This window comes from Vibrio sp. 811, assembly GCF_033339195.1.
Window position 1 is genome coordinate 42,110 of the sequence record NZ_JAWOUB010000011.1, and the last position, 16,704, is coordinate 58,813.

The window sequence follows — 16,704 nt, forward strand, 5'->3', positions numbered from 1 at the left end:
TAAACTGGCTATTTTGATTCGCGCTTATCGTGCGGTTTACGTTTATTCTTAGGCACGTAATTTAAAATTGAAATTGGTACTGGCTTTCTTGGCGCAAAACCTTCAATTTCCACTCGCTCTAGCAAGTGCCCTAAACGACTTTCAATCATGCAGAGGTTCTTAAAGTCGTCTTTTGAAACCAGTGATATCGCCTCACCTTTCGCGCCAGCACGACCTGTACGACCAATACGATGTACATACTCATCCGCTGGGTAAGGTAAATCGTAGTTGATGACAACTGGCAGATTATCAATATCAATACCGCGCGCAGCAACGCCGGTTGCGACTAAGTACTGGATTTCACCCGCTTTAAACTTTTCTATTAATTCCTGGCGAACACGCTGATTACGGCCACTGTGGAATGCTTCTGCCACAATGCCACGTTTCTCAAGTTGGCTTACCAGTTTGGCTGCGCCGTGTTTAGTTTCAATAAATACCAGTACTTGCGACCAGTCATTTTCTTTAAGCAAGTGACTTAACAGCGACGACTTCATGTCTTTATCGACGGTCGTGATCCACTGTTTAATATTTGATTTTGAGGCACTGTGCTTTGCAATCGTGATCTCTTCAGGATCAATAATCGCATTTTTCGCCAAGTCACGAACAGGGTTAGATAACGTCGCTGAGAACAGCAAACTTTGCACATGTTCTGGCATACAGTCGACGATTTTGTCGATCGCATCGATGAATCCCATATCCAACATTTTGTCGGCTTCATCAAGCACTAGCATTTCCACTTCATCAAAGTGAATCGCGCGTTGACCGTACAGATCAATCAAGCGCCCAGGCGTGCTTACCACAATATCGACCCCCTCGATCAAGGCTTGTTTTTGTGGTGCATAATCCACACCACCAAACATCGCCATTGAGCGTAATGGTAAGTTTTTACCATAAGCTTCAATACTTTGATGAACCTGAAGCGCAAGTTCGCGTGTTGGCGTTAGGATAATCGCACGAGCGCGTTTTTTACGTTGCGTTTCGCCTCGACTAAGCTTTTCTAAGATTGGCAGAACAAAACTGGCCGTTTTACCTGTGCCCGTTTGCGCTGCTGCAATTAAATTGCGGCCACGCAATACGATTGGAATGGCTTTTTGTTGGATAGAAGTGGGTTTTTCATAACCTAGCGCTTTTACTGCATCAGCAATCGATGCGCTTAAACCAAGCTTAGAAAATGGCATAGAAAGGTCTCAACAGAGGAAATGGGCGCGTAGTGTATCAGAATCCCCGTGAAGTAACAGAAGGATTCATGCGCGAAAAACTAGGAACATGACACAATCTTAGCCCATGAAATTGGGCTGCAAACCTTTTTCTAATTTTTTCCTCACTTTGTAGGAAACATCATTAAGCGTGATTTTCCCCGTGTTGTGGCGATCGATACCTGCATTCTGTCGATAGGCAATTGAGCCTTGTCTGAACAAAACGAAAGACGGCGGTTTACCAATCGCAGCAGGGTAGAGAATGGCCATGTAAGCATCTTCTAAGCTATTAATTTTATTTCGATAGGGCCAATAGTACGCTTTCACATAGTCAAGTTGTTCAAGCGCGCTCATTCTCGCAAGAGTCTTTGTGTTCACTCCTAATGACTCTGCGGTAGAGGGCATAAATTGAATTAACCCTGTAGCCCCGCTTCCGGAACCATTTTTGATGCTTGGACTGAAAGTTTCAGCAGTTTCAAATGCCATGCACGCCATAAGATGATTAGGATTGATCTTTAGCTCTTTACTAATACGAATGACTTTAGATTTGAACTCTGGAGAAACTTTACCTCCCCACGCTACCGCGTTCTCGGGATCTGCAATCGAAGAGACCGTTGATGCGTCATGTTCTTCAACAATTTTAGAAAGTAGAGGAAGCGTTTGGCGTAGTCGATGGCTCGAACTCACCAAGCGAATTGATTTGGTAAGAAACTTGTCTTTTTTTTGGTGTAGTTTTTGGAACTTTACTAACTTATACAGTTGCTTATAAACCGTTTTCACAACGAAGCCGGATGTAGGGAACACTCCCAGAATGTAATCCATTTCCTACAAATTTAATATAAATATCAGCAACAGGAATTCTAGATGTGATCAATGTCACCATAAAAATTCTCAAATTCGATACACACCGATGTAAGTGGTCAATGTGTCTCCAACACGCTAGAAGTAAAAGTAAAGAGGCATTAAAAAGGTCTTACTAATTTTTTGGTAAGACCTAGGTTTACTGATTCTCGGATAAGCGAATGTATATTCTTACAGTTCAGCTTCCCGAACCAGTTCTGCAAGCGTCGACAAACGCTGCTCACTTTGTTTTACGTAAGGATTATTCGTATCCCAAGCATATCCAGCCAAAATCGCACTAATCATCTGTTTAATACGTGGGTTCGGGTTTTGATAGAAAATCACATCTTGCAACGTGCCGTTGTACCAGCCTTCCACATAAGTGCGGAATGTGTTCACTCCCACCATTAAGCGTTGCGAGTACTCTTCTTGCCAATCAACCTTTTCACCATTCAGCTGACGAACCACGCAGTCCGCTGCAAACTCTGCCGATTTCATGGCGATAGTGACACCCGATGAAAATACAGGATCAAGAAACTCACCAGCATTACCAAGCAACGCGTAGTGCTCTGTCGCTAAACGTTTGACGTTAGCAGAATAGCCACCCAACTCGCCTGCTGGATTCGGGTAATTCGCATTTCGCAATAAAGCAGCCAAACCCGGCTCTTCATTGGCTAACTGCTGCAACGCTGCAATCTTATCTTCTGGGTATTGTTCGAAAAATTCTGGCTCACCCACCACACCAAACGAACAAGTACCATTAGAGAATGGGATTAGCCAGTACCATACGTCGTGATTTTCAGGATGAACTGAAATTAAAATTTTGTTGCGATCGTATTCCGGCTCTTGGGGAGAGATATGATCTTCGATATGGGTAAAGATCGCTTTTCTAGGCGGAAGACAAGAAGGTTCTTCTAGCTCCAACAAGCGTGGCAAAACACGCCCAAAGCCACTTGCATCCAGCACAAAATCTGCTTCGATTTGATAAGCCTTCTTATTTGAGTCGAGCACTTCTAATCGAGACTTTTTCCCTTCAAACGCTAGGTTGAGCAGTTCATGCTGATAGCGAATCTCTACGCCTTGCTCTTCAGCGCTATCTGCCAATACTTTATCAAAGTTGGCACGTTGAACCTGAAACGTCGTGCCCGGTCCTGGCGTGTATTTGTTTGTAAAGTCGAACTGGGTGTATACACCATGACGACGAAATGCAGCACCATCTTTATACTGGAAGCCAAACTGCTTTACTGCATTGGTCATTCCTGCTTGTTCAACAACTTCCATACATGCAGGGAGTAGGCTTTCTCCTATGGAAAAACGTGGAAAAGTCGCTTTTTCTAAGACAACAACATCTATGCCACGCGATTTTAATAACGCAGAAACGGTTGAACCTGATGGCCCCGCTCCTACGACAACAACTTGCTTGAGCTCTGTTTTCATTCTGAATTTAGTTTGCTTGTAGTTTTAATAAGGTATGACCAAGGCCAATATTGTCGGTTCTTTCAACGACAGATAAACCTGCCGCTTCGACAATTTCTAAGAAATCATCACTGCGATAAAAGCGACTATTACCGTTAGCTAAACAGGTAAAATAAAGAGAAGTGGCATTAAGGCTATAGGAAGCTCCCGCGTATTTTTGAGCATCCCAAAACAGCTCCAATACGTAAATAGTATCTCCCTTCGTTAACTGGGCTTTAACTTTTTTAAGGATATTGAGGATCTCAATTGGGGAAAAGCAATCCAAGAACTGGCTCATCCACCAAACGTCAGCATGCTCCGGCAATGTTTGTGCTTTATCAAGCATGTTTGCAGGGTATGGACGTACACGCTCGACGAACTGGTTTTCTGAAACATTCTTCATCGCTACTTCTAATTGCTGCGGTAAATCAACAATCGTCACTTGAACGTCAGGGTCATGTTTACAACACTGAATCGCCCATTTTCCCGTATTTCCGCCAATATCCACAAGATGCTTTGGCTTGCTTGCAAATACCTCTTTAAGCAGAAGTGGGAACGAGCGATCCGAATAGAAATGATCGAACTTAAACCAGCTCTGTTTGGCTTGTTCTGGTAACGTCGATAGACCTTGATAGATGGTCTCCCAATTGCCCAACTCTTTCAAACCTGACGGTTTACCTTCTTGAATTGCTTCCGTCAAATGCATCATCGCGGCGTAACAAACATCTGCCGTAAAATCCATATTTGCATTCGTCATACCATCATGAAGAAGGTAAAAACCAAGGTTTGCAAGCGAATAGTTAGGTCGTTCCCATAAAACAATATGCGCACTAATCGCCATATCCAACAGTACTTTAACACCATATTCTGATACTCCCGTTTTCTCGGCAATATCTGTGGCACTCATGCCTTGTGCGCCAGCGCTGTCTAAAGCGGCTAAAATACCTAAATCTCGAAGCGTTTTGGCGGTCTGGAACACGATTGGTGCAAAAGATAACTTCTGAGCTTCTGTCTTCGCTTCAAAAGCATTAAAAGGGTCATTATTTTGATTTAACACGGAAAAACCTAACTGCAATTAATAGTTTTATTGTTGAGATTGATTGCCCAACAATGCAATAGCTCGCTGAATATCAACATTCAAGTTGTTTACCCAACGATTGTAATTGCGGTGGATTTTGCCATCACTTGCTTTGAGATTTACTGAGTTGAGATAAATAATTGAGTAATATTTATTATTGTATGGGATTTTTACTTCTGCAGAGTGTTTACGAACGTGGATTTTTGCAATAAGAACACCAGGGCTTACTTCTTCGATCGTCCAGCCTCGGTTAGTTGCTGATTGCACTATGGCCATTTTTACTTGTTTATTTTGAAGATCATAAGCAACTGGAGTATCCTCCACATTCATTACAGGTTGTACTCGTCCACAACCAACAAGAAGCAAAGTTAATAATAACGAGACATACAGCTTAAAACGCGACATGATAATTTCCTTTTTATTGTGAATTTGGGTCAACCCCAATTTGTATCGAGCTGTAAAATAAACAATTTAACCCAATATGCCAAACTCGAAGATCAACATTTCGTTCAATATTGATGCGTGGACAGCGAATTCATTCGGTTTATCCGAATCCAATGAATGGAAACAATGGGCAACAGAGATAAAATGGCCAGAAGATGGCAAAATCAATGTTGCAAATATTCCTGCGATGATGCGCAGAAGAATGAGCCCACTCAGTAAACTGGCGGTACAAACTGCAATCGAAATGCTTAATCAACATCAAGTTGATTACCTTGTATTTTCAAGCCGTCATGGTGAACTGCATCGCAGCGTCGCACTAGTTGAAGATATAATTAATGGAGAAGAGGCGTCTCCGATGGCTTTTTCTCAATCGGTGCACAATACCGCCGCAGGGCTTGCCACTATCGCAACTAAACAACCCATTCCCCTAACTTCTATCGCTGCGGCAGAAAACACATTCCAAAGCGCAATATTAGAAGCATGGCTGTTTTTGTCCGACAATCCTGACAAAAAAGTACTGCTTGTTGATTTTGATGAGCCTATGCCTGACTCTTATTTAGAATATGAAAACCAACAATACCAAGGGTTTGGACTTGGCTTAATACTTTCTCATGGAGACAATTTCGCGATACAAAGCTCCATAAACGCAGAACGTTCCGGTCATCCTCTTCCTCAAGGTTTAGTATTTTTGCAACAATACTTGTTAGATAAAAGCCAGTGGACTATTTTCGCTCCGCATCAAGCTTGGGAATGGCACAAAAAATGATTCACTTAAATCAGTATTGGCGTGTGCTAGCAACAGGCTTTTGTTTTTCAGTATTTGGGTTAGGTGGTTTAGTACTGAGCTTCATTGTTATTCCGACCATTCGTATTTTTGTTTCAGACCAAACGGAACGCGAATATAAAGTTCAGGGTGCGATTCGATATTCATTCAACACATTTTGTAAATTGATGAAGTTGAGTGGCGCAATCGATTATCAAATTATTGGTGCCGATATTCTTCAACAAGATCGTAATTGTTTAATTGTTGCCAACCACCCTAGTTTAATCGATTACGTTCTCATTGCTTCACAATTAAATCGCTGCGACTGTTTAGTAAAATCGGCAATATGGTCGAATCCTTTTATGAAGCACATCGTAAAAGCAGCCGGATATATTCCCAATGAAGCACCGGATGATTTATTAGCACTTTGTGATGAACGATTTAACAAAGGCAACGTGTTGCTTATATTTCCTGAAGGAACAAGAACAACACCAGGTGTAGAGCCGAAATTACAACGCGGTGCAGCACAAATTGCGGTAAGAACAGAACGAGATTTAAGAGTTGTCCATATTACGGTAACGCCAAGTTTCCTCACAAAAGAGAAAAAATGGTATCAAGTACCGGCAACAAAGCCCTTTTTCAGGGTTGAAGTTAAGGATAAAGTTGAGATTACCCCCTTTATAAAGCAAACTACGTCGCCGACAATAGCGGCGCGACGCTTACAACAGCACCTAGCTGAAAACATTTTTCCAGAAAACTTTTATTAATAAGCAGGTCCCAGTGGAACAGTTACACAACGACATTAAGCAACTTATTATTGATGCTTTAAACCTTGAAGATTTAACCGTAGATGATATTGAAACGGATGCACCACTTTTTGGTGATGGACTTGGCTTAGATTCTATCGACGCGCTTGAGCTTGGACTCGCAATAAAAAAACAATACAACATCGTTATTGATGCCGACGACTCAAATACGCGCGAACACTTTGCGTCTGTAGCAAATCTAGCGAAATACGTTTCTTCTCAAACTAATGAATAAGTTGTAGGTATATTCATGACTGATGTAAATAAAGATCAAGTATTTGAACAAGTTAAAGATGCGCTTGTTGAGCTGTTCGAAATTGACGCAGCCGACATTCAATCAGATGCGCACTTATACCAAGATCTCGATCTTGATAGCATTGACGCCGTTGATTTGGTCGTACACCTACAGAATGTCACTGGCAAAAAAATCAAGCCAGCAGAGTTTAGTGCAGTAAGAACCGTTGACGATGTGGTTAACGCTGTCACTGAATTATTGAAGGAAAGTTAATGCGCCAATTGCTGACTGGTCTGTCTGCAATTGTACTGTTTGCCTACCCCTTCGCCGTCTATTTCGGTATAGATAAATTTGGCTTGAACTTAGTTGGGGGCTTGTTAATTGCTGCGTTACTTTTGCGTGTTTTCGTCGCAAATAAGACCCCACTAAAGGAGTTTAAGTTCTTGGCGCTCGTTACGGGCGCTGTTGGCATTGTCCTAATTACGCTTGGCATGGTGTTTAAACAACATGGGTGGCTTCAGTTTTACCCTGTCGTTGTCAATGTATGTATGCTGTGTGTGTTTGGACTGAGCTTAAAACAGCCGCAATCGATCATAGAGAGGCTTGCTCGCTTGCAAGAACCCGACCTTCCGGCTAGTGGCGTGGCTTACACTCGCAAAGTGACGATGGTTTGGTGCGCCTTTTTTACGCTCAACGCTGCCGTTGCACTCTATACCTGTTTCCTACCAGTAAAAATATGGACGCTTTATAACGGCCTCATCAGCTACTTACTTGCTGGTGGCTTGTTCGCTGGAGAATGGATCGCGCGTCAATTTGTTCGAAAGGAACACTAATCGTATGAATACAACGTATTCGAGCTTTACCTCCCTAGCGACCTTGTTCATCGCGGAGAGGTCTGAGCAATCCCCAGTCTCTTACGATCGCGATACGGTTATCACGTGGGGTGATTTCCAACAGCACGTCGCAACACTTACTCAACAGCTAGAAACCCAACTAACGCAAAACATTGCGTTGTGTTTTGGCAACAGCTACCTGTTTGCCGTTGGCTTTTTTGCTTGTTGTTATGCAGGAAAATCCATTGTATTGCCTGGTAATTACCAACCAGAAGCACTCAAAGAGCTCAGTGAGCACTACGATTTGTTGCTGCATGATGCCGATGTCTCGGCTCCAGAACTGGTGAGCTCGCTTTTGATCGAAGCTCAATCATTGCTAGAAACCACCGTGATTAACGAGCCAGAGGCCAAACAACCTTATTTTTGGCGAGAATTAAACCTAGCGGAAATACCGGTAACGCTATTCACTTCGGGTTCAAGCGGCACACCAAAAGCCATTGCAAAAACGCTTAAACAGCTCGATATCGAAGTTTCTATTCTAGATAACCTATGGGGCGACACAGTTGCCAACACACGCGTTGAAAGCACCGTTTCTCATCAACACATTTACGGCTTGCTGTTCCGCGTATTGTGGCCTTTGTGCTCTGCACGTCCATTTTCAGCACACAACCTAGAGTTCCCAGAGCAAATTGTCCATCACGCCGATGCTGACACCACGCTAGTAAGTAGCCCTGCGTTACTTAAACGACTCAGTGAAGAGCACGATCCGGTTGCGATTCGGTGTGTATTTTCTTCTGGTGGCCCCTTGCCAAACCAAGCGGCGCAGCACAGCCAGCAGTTGTTTGGGTCACTTCCTATTGAAGTTTTTGGCAGCACAGAAACCGGCGGCATTGCTTACCGTCAGCAGCACGAAGCCAGTACTCCCTGGACGTTATTCCCTGGTGTTGAAGCCGAGCTTAACCATGAAAATTGTTTAAAGCTCCGCTCGCCACACATTGATGAAAACACTTGGTACCAAACTGCGGATGAATGCTATTTCCATGATAGTATTTCTTTTGAATTGCGTGGACGCACTGACCGAATCGTCAAAGTCGAAGAAAAGCGTATTTCCCTTGTCGAAGTGGAAAAACGTTTAGAGCAATTGCCGTGGGTTCAAGAAAGCGTGGTAATCCCAATGGAAGAATCTGGTCGCCTCACGTTAGTCTCAATCATCGTACTTAACGATAAAGGCGGTGATGTGCTTGATGAACTTGGTAAAGGCAAGTTTTGGCTTGAACTTCGCAAGGCACTGCGCAATTGGTTAGAACCGATCGCTATCCCGAGAAAATTCCGAGTGGTCGACGAAATTCCATTGAACAGCCAAGGCAAACGCCAAGTTGCTGAAATTGAAAAACTATTCCAATAAAGCTAGTAACATGGATAAAAGAAAACCAACCATTCAGAATATTGAAGTGAGTGACCACACCGCGGAGCTTTCGCTGCGTGTGGATGCTGACATCTTAGATTTCCAAGGTCATTTCAGTCACTTTCCTCTTTTACCCGGCGTCACTCAAATTGACTGGGCGTTGTTCTACGCCGTTCAATATTTGAACACTCCCAAGGTATTTAAAGGAATGGAAGTCATCAAATTTCAAGAGCCGATTCTGCCAAACGCCGACGTTTGTCTCTCACTCTCTTGGGACAATGAGCGCGAGAAATTGACCTTTAAGTACACATCGAAAAACGGTGAAACCTTGGTGACTCACTCTTCAGGCAAAATGAAACTGGGTGAGTCACGTGAGTGATTACCGTCCCTGCTTTTTAATTCCTTGCTACAACCACGGCAGCACAATTTCAGACGTGGTTGCGTCGTTATCCTCTTTCGATTTGCCAGTGCTTGTCGTGGACGACGGCAGCAATGAAGACACCAAACAAGCGCTTTCAGCGTTGAGTGAGCAAGGGCTGATAAAACTGATTAGTTTGAGCGAAAACCAAGGTAAAGGTGGCGCAGTGATGGCTGGCCTACATCAAGCTCACCAACTTGGTTTTACGCACGCCATTCAAATCGACGCAGATGGTCAGCACGACCTAGAAGCATTGCCGAAATTGCTCAGCGCCAGCGAAACAAAACCAGATAACCTGATTTCGGGCCAACCAATATACGACGAGAGCGTACCTAAATCCCGTTTGTATGGTCGCTACGCTACGCACGTTTGGGTGTGGATAGAAACCTTGTCACTGTCTATCAAAGATAGCATGTGCGGTTTCCGCGCCTACCCAGTGGCGAAAACGGTCGCCGTGTTGAACAAGTACAACATCGGCAAACGCATGGATTTTGATATCGAAATTCTGGTGCGAATGTACTGGGAAGGCGTCGATATTGATTTTGTTCCAACGCGCGTGATCTACCCTGAAGGTGGCATTTCCCACTTCGACGCATTGTGGGATAACGTCAAGATAAGCTGGATGCACACTCGCCTATTTTTTGGCATGTTGCCGCGCATTCCTTCACTACTCGCCAGAAAGCGCCGTCACACAGATGACAGCAATGCCCACTGGTCGAAACGAAAAGAACAAGGCACGATTTTAGGCATCAAAACCTTGCTCGCGGTTTACCGCTTGTTCGGTAGAAAAGCGTTCGACCTGATTTTAAAATTAGTCATGCGCTACTACCACTTCATGGGTAAATCTGCCCGTGAAGCGTCTGAGGTTTACCTGCAAAACTTGCAGTACTACGCAACGCAGCAGAACATCGCACTGCCAAAGCAGTTGGACAGCTATCATCATCTGCTTTCTTTTGGGCGAACCATGCTCGACAAACTGGCTGCCTGGCAAGGTGACTTTAACGTCGATAACCTAACCATTCACGGCCAGCATCATTTCGAAGAGATGGCGCAGAAAAAACAAGGCGTGCTCATTTTAGGCTCGCACCTTGGCAATATCGAACTCTGCCGCGCGCTTGGTCGTCGACACTCTCATGTCAAAATCAATGCCTTGGTATTTACCCAACACGCTGAACAATTTAATGCTGTAATGAAGGCGGTAAACCCAAATTCGGAACTGAATCTGATTCAAGTCAGCTCAATGGGACCAGACACCGCGATTCTGCTTCAACAAAAAATCGAGCAAGGCGAATGGGTGGTGATCGTTGGCGATCGCACTTCCACCAGCAAAGAAAATCGTGTCGTTTGGGCAGATTTTCTTGGTAAACCTGCCCCATTCCCGCAAGGCCCATTCATGCTAGCCTCGGTATTAAAAGCGCCGGTCTATCTACTCTTCGGCCTACGCGACGATGAAGCGAACATTCCGCATTTTAATGTGTACTTTGAACACTTTAGTGACCAAGTCACGCTACCACGCAAGGAGCGTCAGCAGGCACTAGAACGCGTTGTTCAACAGTACGCACAAAGATTAGAACACCACACACTGCAAGCGCCGTTACAGTGGTACAACTTTTTTAACTTCTGGACTTTAAGTAATCAGCCACATGACAAACAACAATAATCACAACATCACTTTTGGTGCCCAATCTTTAACCATCGAAGATGTCGTTGCCATTGCTCAAGGTGCAAAGGCAAACATGAACACCTCGCCAGAATTTACCGCGAAGATTGATCGTGGCGTGGCGTTTCTGGAACGGTTACTGAAAGAAGAAGGCGTTATTTACGGCGTAACCACGGGTTATGGTGATTCATGCACCGTGGCGATTCCACCCGCTCTTGTGGATGAACTTCCGTTGCACCTTACGCGCTTCCATGGCTGTGGCTTAGGTCAAATCCTTTCTCATGAGCAAGCTCGTGCGGTGCTAGCAACACGTTTATGTTCATTGTCGCAAGGCGTATCTGGCGTGTCTCACGATCTGTTGAACCAAATCGTTACGCTTATCAACCACGACATTGCGCCGCGTATTCCACAGGAAGGCTCGGTGGGCGCAAGTGGCGATTTAACGCCTCTGTCGTACCTAGCGGCGACCTTGATTGGCGAGCGTGAAGTACTTTACAAAGGCGATGTGCGATCAACACAAGAAGTGTTTTCAGAGCTGGGCATTGAGCCAATTCGCCTAAAACCAAAAGAAGGTTTGGCGTTAATGAACGGTACATCCGTGATGACTGCTCTCGCCTGTCTTGCCTACAAACGCGCAGAATACCTAGCGCAGCTGTGCACCAAGATTACCGCAATGGTCTCTGTGGGTATGCAAGGTAACGATTTCCACTTTGATGAAGCGTTGTTTGCGGTAAAACCTCACCCTGGTCAACAGCAAGTTGCGGCTTGGCTGCGTGATGATCTCAATGCTGAACGTCCGCCACGCAATAGCGACCGACTGCAAGATCGTTACTCGCTGCGTTGTGCGCCACACGTAATTGGCATGGTGCAAGACTCACTGCCTTGGCTACGTCAATTGATTGAGAATGAACTAAATAGTGCCAACGACAATCCAATTATCGATGGCGACAACGAGCGCGTTCTCCACGGCGGTCACTTCTACGGTGGTCATATCGCAATGGCGATGGATACGTTGAAAGTGAACATTGCCAACTTGGCTGATTTGCTGGACCGTCAGATGGCGCAACTGATGGATTACAAGTTCAATAACGGCCTGCCGTTTAACTTAACCGGTGCAGAAGGCGAGCGTAAACCGATCAACCACGGCTTTAAAGCGGTTCAGATTGGTATCTCAGCTTGGACGGCAGAAGCGTTGAAAAACACCATGCCAGCGAGCGTTTTTTCTCGCTCAACCGAATGTCACAACCAAGACAAAGTGAGCATGGGCACCATTGCGGCTCGTGACTGCCTACGCGTACTTGAGTTAACAGAGCAAGTTGCTGCGGCTTCACTCCTAGCAAGCGTTCAAGCGGTTGAGATTCGTCGTCGTCATAACGAATTGGACGAACACCACATGAGTCAGAGTTTGCGAGTAATTCGTGACGCCGTGCTGAGCGAGTTTGAGTTTGTGATTGAAGATCGCCCATTGGAACAAGATTTGCGTCATTTCATTGAACGCATTCAGCAACGTCATTGGCCACTCTACGCGGAGGTATAATGCAAGAGCAGGTTCTCTACCCATTAGAAGCAGAGGTGACTATGGTCACCTCATTCCAAGATGCTGACCCGATGGGCGTGATTTATCACGGCAACTTCTTTCGGTATTTTGAAGAAGCGCGTCGTGTGCTGATGGAGAAGATCCAATACAGCTATCGCGATATGCAAGACTCTGGGTATATGTGGCCGATCATCGACACGCGCGTTAAATACGTCAAGGCGATTCCGTTTAATCACACCATTCGCATTACCGCGCAACTCACGGAGTGGGAAAACCGCTTGCGTGTGGATTACGTGATTTACGACGCCGAAACGAATCAACGTATGTGCAAAGCGCATACAACGCAAGTCGCCGTATCCATTGAAAAGCAAGAGATGTGCTTTGTTTCTCCAGCAGTCTTTTTAGATAAAGTAGAGCAATGGCACAACCATGGGAGCCTGAACTAATGCAAAAGTGGTTACTCTCTTTTTTGCTGATATTTTCTGTTTCAGCACTAGCCACACCGACAGCAAACGTAACGGATTTGGCATCGCTTCAACAGCAGTTGTCTCAGCATGAAATCGTGCGCGGAGATTTTACGCAGCAGCGTCATCTGGAAATGTTCAGTCAACCTCTAACCTCTAAAGGTCAGTTCACACTAAGCAAAACACATGGCTTGTTGTGGCAACAAACAGAACCTTTCGCAGTCAATTTGGTATTGACGGAAAACAAACTTCGTCAGACTTTTGCCGACCAAGCACCGAAAACGATCTCTGCTGAAGAAAACCCAATGGCGTTCTACTTTAGTCATGTGTTTTTATCCGTGTTCCACGGGGATACTTCTGCACTGCAAGAACAATTCACACTCGATTTTTCAGTTGAGAACACTCAGTGGAAGCTCGTTTTAGTGCCCAAACAGTCGCCATTAAATGCGGTGTTTAAAGCCATCACCCTTTCCGGTAAAACGCACATTGATCGCCTAACCCTGCAAGAGCTGCGCGGCGATAAGACCGAAATCACGTTTACGAACCAGACCTCTCTACCTCAGGAACTCACGGATGCCGAAGACGCTCAATTCCGTTTCTAAACTCAGTCTTGGCACTCACACCTTTGCTCTGGTTTGGCTCAATCTCGTTGTTTTAGCGGGCGCGTTGCTACTCAAACAATGGGTTTGGAGTGCAGAATCTCCGATTGAGACCAACATTTTAAAACTGTTGCCGAAGAACCAACAAAACCCAGTGGCTGAGCAAGCCTTTGAGTCGGTCTCGGCAAGTATGAGCGACAAAGTCATTTTCGTGATCACAGCGCCGGACAAAAATGCCCTTTTTGCAGCGGCCACTGAATTTGATAAGGGGTTACGACAAAGTAATCATTTTCGCGATGTGGTGGGAAAAATCTCACCTCAAGAGCAGCAAGCTTGGGCGAGTTACTACTTTAAGCACCGTTTCCAATTGCTGACGCCTGAACAACGAGAGCGTTTAAGCAAAAATCCAGAACAGCAAGTGCAACATGTGATTCAGTCTCTGTACAACCCGTTTTCTGGAGTGACTGGGCAAGAGTTACAAAATGATCCTTTCTTGCTATTTCGTGATTATTTAAGCCAAGTTACCCAGCAATCGTCCTCTTTCCGATTGGATAACGGCTATCTGTCCGTCGAAAAAGACGGTGCTCAATACTTGCTTATTACTGCTGAGCTAAAAGACTCGCCTTATAGCCTAACTGGGCAGCTTGCCGTCCCTGACATTCAAGCGCTAGAGCAAAGCGTCGCGCAGAAATATGGCGCTGAAGTTGCACATACTGGCGTTCTATTTTACGCCGACTTTGGTACGCAAAGTGCAAAATCGGAGATCAGTACCATCGGTGTGTTCTCTCTGCTCGGTATCATTGCATTGTTCGTGTTGGTCTTTCGTAGTGTGATGCCACTGTCTCTCGCACTGCTTTCCATCACCATTGGTTTGCTCGTTGCGTTGTCCGTTACGACGTGGATTTTTGGAAAAGTCCATCTGTTCAGCTTAGTGTTTGGCGCAAGTTTAATCGGCGTGTCTATCGACTACGCATTCCACTACCTAACCGAACGTCTTGCGGCGGGAAATGAATGGGATAGCGAGCAAGGGTTAAAGCATATTTTCATAGCGATCACACTTGGCTTAATCACCAGTTTGATCGGCTATTTGGGCATGTTAGTGGCACCGTTTCCTGGTTTGCAGCAGCTTGCGCTGTTTTCATCCATTGGTCTGATTGCCGCTTACATCACCGTGGTGGCTTGGTATCCGATACTGGCTCGTAACCCATCGCGCACCATTTCGACTTTACCGGGACAATCATTGTTGGCGAAATGGTTAACGCTTTGGAATCAACCTCGAATTAAAGTCGGATTACCGATGTTATGTGTGGTTGCGAGTGGCATTTTCTTGCTGCAATTAAACTACGATGACGACATTCGTCTGCTGCAAACGATGCCGAAAGATCTCAAGCAGCAAGAAACCTTGATTACGACGCTCAGTGGCATGCAATCTTCGCAGCAAATGTTGGTCGTTACCGCCGACGATGACGAAAACCTAATGAAAAGACTGGAGTCTTTGACGCCAACATTAGAAGCGTGGAAAGCGGACAGCACCATCGAAAGCTACCAGAGCCTGAGCCGCTACTTGAGCTCAGTGGAACGTCAGCAACAAGACTATCAATTGATTCGCGATCTTTACGCGACACAATCCAGCCCACTTACTTCCGGGCTGGGCTTAAGTAAAAAGCCCAAAATGGACGCCGACTTTATCCCTGTTACGGTTGAACAGTACTTGCAAAACCCGGTATCAGCGCCTGTACGTTTTCTTCATTTGGGTAAGATCAAAGGAAAATCGGCAACGGTAGTGGTGTTAAACCAATTGCAAGACTCCGCTGTTGTTAAGGCATTTGCCAAATCACAGTCTGATGTTGTCTACCTAAACAAAGCTGAAGAAATATCCACCCTATTTGGTGAATACCGAATCAAAATCATAGAGCTATTGGCAGCCGCCAGTGCTGTGATCTTTCTGGTATTAATCAAGCGGTACGGTCTGCAACACAGTTGCCGAGTTTTACTGCCATCATTGATTGCTTGCGCCTGCGGTCTGGCAACTGCTGTCGCGATGGGAACAACATTAAACCTGTTCAACTTGCTTGGCTTGGTGCTCATTCTTGGTATAGGGATCGATTACACTCTGTTCTTTGCCGAGAAAGCCCGCAGTGTGAGCACACTATTGGCGATCACCCTTTCGGCAATGACCACTGTGTTGTCATTTGGATTGCTGTCACTCAGCCAAACTCACGCGATTCACAGTTTTGGCATTACGGTGTTAAGTGGTATTTTTGTCGCTTGGCTGCTCTCTCCGATTGCAATTAAAACAGAGGAAACGACGTCATGATTTTCAATCACGCCTTTCGCTGCGCGACGTTATTCGCACTGAGCCTGTTTTTAAGTGCATGCAGCTTGGTCCCTCACCAATCGACGCCTCAGGTCGACATTGCCGAGCACACCCAAGTTAGCTTGCCTACTCCCGCAAGCTTGGGCTATCAGTTGTCTGCCAGTCAGTTAATTACGGCTTCTTGGGCAATAGATGGTAAAACCAAATCTGAGCAACTTCCGGTACAACTGCAAGTGATCAACAACGAAGTGGTGCTGGCAGGCTTCTCATCCTGGGGGACGAGAGTACTCTCACTGTCTTACGATGGAGAACAAATTCAAACCGAAGTGCTCAACGGTTTACAAGGTTCGCTACCGCAGCCAGAACAGGTATTATTTAACTTGATGATCACGCTCTGGCCGAGTTCCGCTTGGGAAGGATCGTTAAATGAGGTAAGGTGGCGAATTATTGATAAAAATAATTCTCGCGCCATCTTTGATAGCGGCGGTGAAAAGATCATTGAGATTCAATACAGCTCTTCTAACAAGTTAGAGGGTAAGATTGATTTTCATCACCTCAAACATCAGTTTTCAATTTCTATTCAAACACTGCAACATCAGATTAACTAAGAACAAT

At 45.2% G+C, this 16,704-nt stretch carries 18 protein-coding genes; 13 read left to right on the forward strand and 5 right to left on the reverse strand.

What is annotated here, in order from left to right; all coding sequences use genetic code 11:
• Positions 1-8: 8 nt before the first annotated feature.
• From R7Q46_RS16175 to R7Q46_RS16195, 5 genes are all read right to left on the reverse strand, one after another.
• On the reverse strand, positions 9-1,217 hold the full coding sequence (locus tag R7Q46_RS16175) for a DEAD/DEAH box helicase (protein ID WP_005382264.1): 1,209 nt from the start codon (positions 1,215-1,217) through the stop codon (positions 9-11).
• 99 nt (positions 1,218-1,316) lie between these two features.
• Complete coding sequence (locus R7Q46_RS16180; protein ID WP_081008346.1) at positions 1,317-2,057, reverse strand: transglycosylase SLT domain-containing protein; 741 nt, start codon at positions 2,055-2,057, stop codon at positions 1,317-1,319.
• Positions 2,058-2,267: 210 nt separating this feature from the next.
• Positions 2,268-3,512 carry an NAD(P)/FAD-dependent oxidoreductase gene (locus R7Q46_RS16185; RefSeq protein ID WP_054865735.1) on the reverse strand — a complete coding sequence of 415 codons (1,245 nt, stop codon included), beginning with the start codon at positions 3,510-3,512 and terminating at the stop codon, positions 2,268-2,270.
• 7 nt (positions 3,513-3,519) lie between these two features.
• A complete protein-coding gene (locus tag R7Q46_RS16190; RefSeq protein WP_053307501.1) occupies positions 3,520-4,587 on the reverse strand; it encodes a class I SAM-dependent methyltransferase in 1,068 nt (355 codons plus the stop codon).
• Between the two features lie 27 nt (positions 4,588-4,614).
• Positions 4,615-5,013: a hypothetical protein gene (locus R7Q46_RS16195; protein ID WP_005382272.1), complete on the reverse strand. Its 399-nt coding sequence runs from the start codon at positions 5,011-5,013 to the stop codon at positions 4,615-4,617.
• Between the two features lie 76 nt (positions 5,014-5,089).
• Here R7Q46_RS16195 and R7Q46_RS16200 point away from each other — a divergent pair, with 76 nt between their 5' ends.
• The 13 genes from R7Q46_RS16200 to R7Q46_RS16260 are packed head-to-tail and all read left to right on the forward strand — an operon-like array spanning position 5,090 to position 16,697.
• Positions 5,090-5,818, forward strand: coding sequence for a beta-ketoacyl synthase chain length factor (locus R7Q46_RS16200; RefSeq protein ID WP_054865733.1), 729 nt, complete (start codon positions 5,090-5,092; stop codon positions 5,816-5,818).
• Positions 5,815-6,582, forward strand: a complete 768-nt coding sequence (locus R7Q46_RS16205; RefSeq protein ID WP_064353718.1) for a lysophospholipid acyltransferase family protein — start codon at positions 5,815-5,817, stop codon at positions 6,580-6,582. Before R7Q46_RS16200 ends, R7Q46_RS16205 begins: the two co-directional genes overlap by 4 nt.
• A 13-nt stretch (positions 6,583-6,595) precedes the next feature.
• Positions 6,596-6,856, forward strand: a complete 261-nt coding sequence (locus R7Q46_RS16210; protein ID WP_005382278.1) for a phosphopantetheine-binding protein — start codon at positions 6,596-6,598, stop codon at positions 6,854-6,856.
• 15 nt (positions 6,857-6,871) lie between these two features.
• Entirely contained in the window at positions 6,872-7,129 is a 258-nt protein-coding gene (locus R7Q46_RS16215) for an acyl carrier protein (protein WP_005382279.1), read from the forward strand.
• Positions 7,129-7,689 carry a hypothetical protein gene (locus R7Q46_RS16220; RefSeq protein ID WP_213871766.1) on the forward strand — a complete coding sequence of 187 codons (561 nt, stop codon included), beginning with the start codon at positions 7,129-7,131 and terminating at the stop codon, positions 7,687-7,689. The genes R7Q46_RS16215 and R7Q46_RS16220 overlap by 1 nt, the downstream gene beginning before the upstream one ends.
• 4 nt (positions 7,690-7,693) lie before the next feature.
• Positions 7,694-9,094, forward strand: a complete 1,401-nt coding sequence (locus R7Q46_RS16225) for an AMP-binding protein (RefSeq protein WP_318077609.1) — start codon at positions 7,694-7,696, stop codon at positions 9,092-9,094.
• Positions 9,095-9,104: 10 nt separating this feature from the next.
• Positions 9,105-9,473 carry a hypothetical protein gene (locus R7Q46_RS16230; RefSeq protein WP_021449611.1) on the forward strand — a complete coding sequence of 123 codons (369 nt, stop codon included), beginning with the start codon at positions 9,105-9,107 and terminating at the stop codon, positions 9,471-9,473.
• On the forward strand, positions 9,466-11,172 hold the full coding sequence (locus tag R7Q46_RS16235; RefSeq protein ID WP_318077611.1) for a glycosyltransferase family 2 protein: 1,707 nt from the start codon (positions 9,466-9,468) through the stop codon (positions 11,170-11,172). Before R7Q46_RS16230 ends, R7Q46_RS16235 begins: the two co-directional genes overlap by 8 nt.
• Positions 11,156-12,709 carry an HAL/PAL/TAL family ammonia-lyase gene (gene hutH / locus R7Q46_RS16240; protein WP_085569954.1) on the forward strand — a complete coding sequence of 518 codons (1,554 nt, stop codon included), beginning with the start codon at positions 11,156-11,158 and terminating at the stop codon, positions 12,707-12,709. The genes R7Q46_RS16235 and hutH overlap by 17 nt, the downstream gene beginning before the upstream one ends.
• A complete protein-coding gene (locus R7Q46_RS16245; RefSeq protein ID WP_005388315.1) occupies positions 12,709-13,155 on the forward strand; it encodes an acyl-CoA thioesterase in 447 nt (148 codons plus the stop codon). Before hutH ends, R7Q46_RS16245 begins: the two co-directional genes overlap by 1 nt.
• Entirely contained in the window at positions 13,155-13,775 is a 621-nt protein-coding gene (locus R7Q46_RS16250) for a LolA family protein (RefSeq protein ID WP_064353716.1), read from the forward strand. Before R7Q46_RS16245 ends, R7Q46_RS16250 begins: the two co-directional genes overlap by 1 nt.
• The gene (locus R7Q46_RS16255; RefSeq protein ID WP_318077612.1) at positions 13,747-16,089 is read left to right on the forward strand and encodes an MMPL family transporter; all 2,343 of its coding nucleotides are present in this window, start codon (positions 13,747-13,749) and stop codon (positions 16,087-16,089) included. The genes R7Q46_RS16250 and R7Q46_RS16255 overlap by 29 nt, the downstream gene beginning before the upstream one ends.
• Positions 16,086-16,697, forward strand: a complete 612-nt coding sequence (locus R7Q46_RS16260; protein ID WP_225473948.1) for a DUF3261 domain-containing protein — start codon at positions 16,086-16,088, stop codon at positions 16,695-16,697. The genes R7Q46_RS16255 and R7Q46_RS16260 overlap by 4 nt, the downstream gene beginning before the upstream one ends.
• The last annotated feature ends 7 nt before the right edge of the window (positions 16,698-16,704 follow it).

Coding starts and splice junctions, on each gene's coding strand:
- R7Q46_RS16180 (WP_081008346.1), bottom strand. CDS start 2,057: ATGGATTACATTCTGGGAGTGTTCCCTACATCCGGCTTCGTTGTGAAA.
- R7Q46_RS16225 (WP_318077609.1), top strand. CDS start 7,694: ATGAATACAACGTATTCGAGCTTTACCTCCCTAGCGACCTTGTTCATC.
- R7Q46_RS16245 (WP_005388315.1), top strand. CDS start 12,709: ATGCAAGAGCAGGTTCTCTACCCATTAGAAGCAGAGGTGACTATGGTC.
- R7Q46_RS16205 (WP_064353718.1), top strand. CDS start 5,815: ATGATTCACTTAAATCAGTATTGGCGTGTGCTAGCAACAGGCTTTTGT.
- hutH (WP_085569954.1), top strand. CDS start 11,156: ATGACAAACAACAATAATCACAACATCACTTTTGGTGCCCAATCTTTA.
- R7Q46_RS16200 (WP_054865733.1), top strand. CDS start 5,090: ATGCCAAACTCGAAGATCAACATTTCGTTCAATATTGATGCGTGGACA.
- R7Q46_RS16250 (WP_064353716.1), top strand. CDS start 13,155: ATGCAAAAGTGGTTACTCTCTTTTTTGCTGATATTTTCTGTTTCAGCA.
- R7Q46_RS16195 (WP_005382272.1), bottom strand. CDS start 5,013: ATGTCGCGTTTTAAGCTGTATGTCTCGTTATTATTAACTTTGCTTCTT.
- R7Q46_RS16230 (WP_021449611.1), top strand. CDS start 9,105: ATGGATAAAAGAAAACCAACCATTCAGAATATTGAAGTGAGTGACCAC.
- R7Q46_RS16220 (WP_213871766.1), top strand. CDS start 7,129: ATGCGCCAATTGCTGACTGGTCTGTCTGCAATTGTACTGTTTGCCTAC.
- R7Q46_RS16255 (WP_318077612.1), top strand. CDS start 13,747: ATGCCGAAGACGCTCAATTCCGTTTCTAAACTCAGTCTTGGCACTCAC.
- R7Q46_RS16175 (WP_005382264.1), bottom strand. CDS start 1,217: ATGCCATTTTCTAAGCTTGGTTTAAGCGCATCGATTGCTGATGCAGTA.
- R7Q46_RS16260 (WP_225473948.1), top strand. CDS start 16,086: ATGATTTTCAATCACGCCTTTCGCTGCGCGACGTTATTCGCACTGAGC.
- R7Q46_RS16185 (WP_054865735.1), bottom strand. CDS start 3,512: ATGAAAACAGAGCTCAAGCAAGTTGTTGTCGTAGGAGCGGGGCCATCA.
- R7Q46_RS16215 (WP_005382279.1), top strand. CDS start 6,872: ATGACTGATGTAAATAAAGATCAAGTATTTGAACAAGTTAAAGATGCG.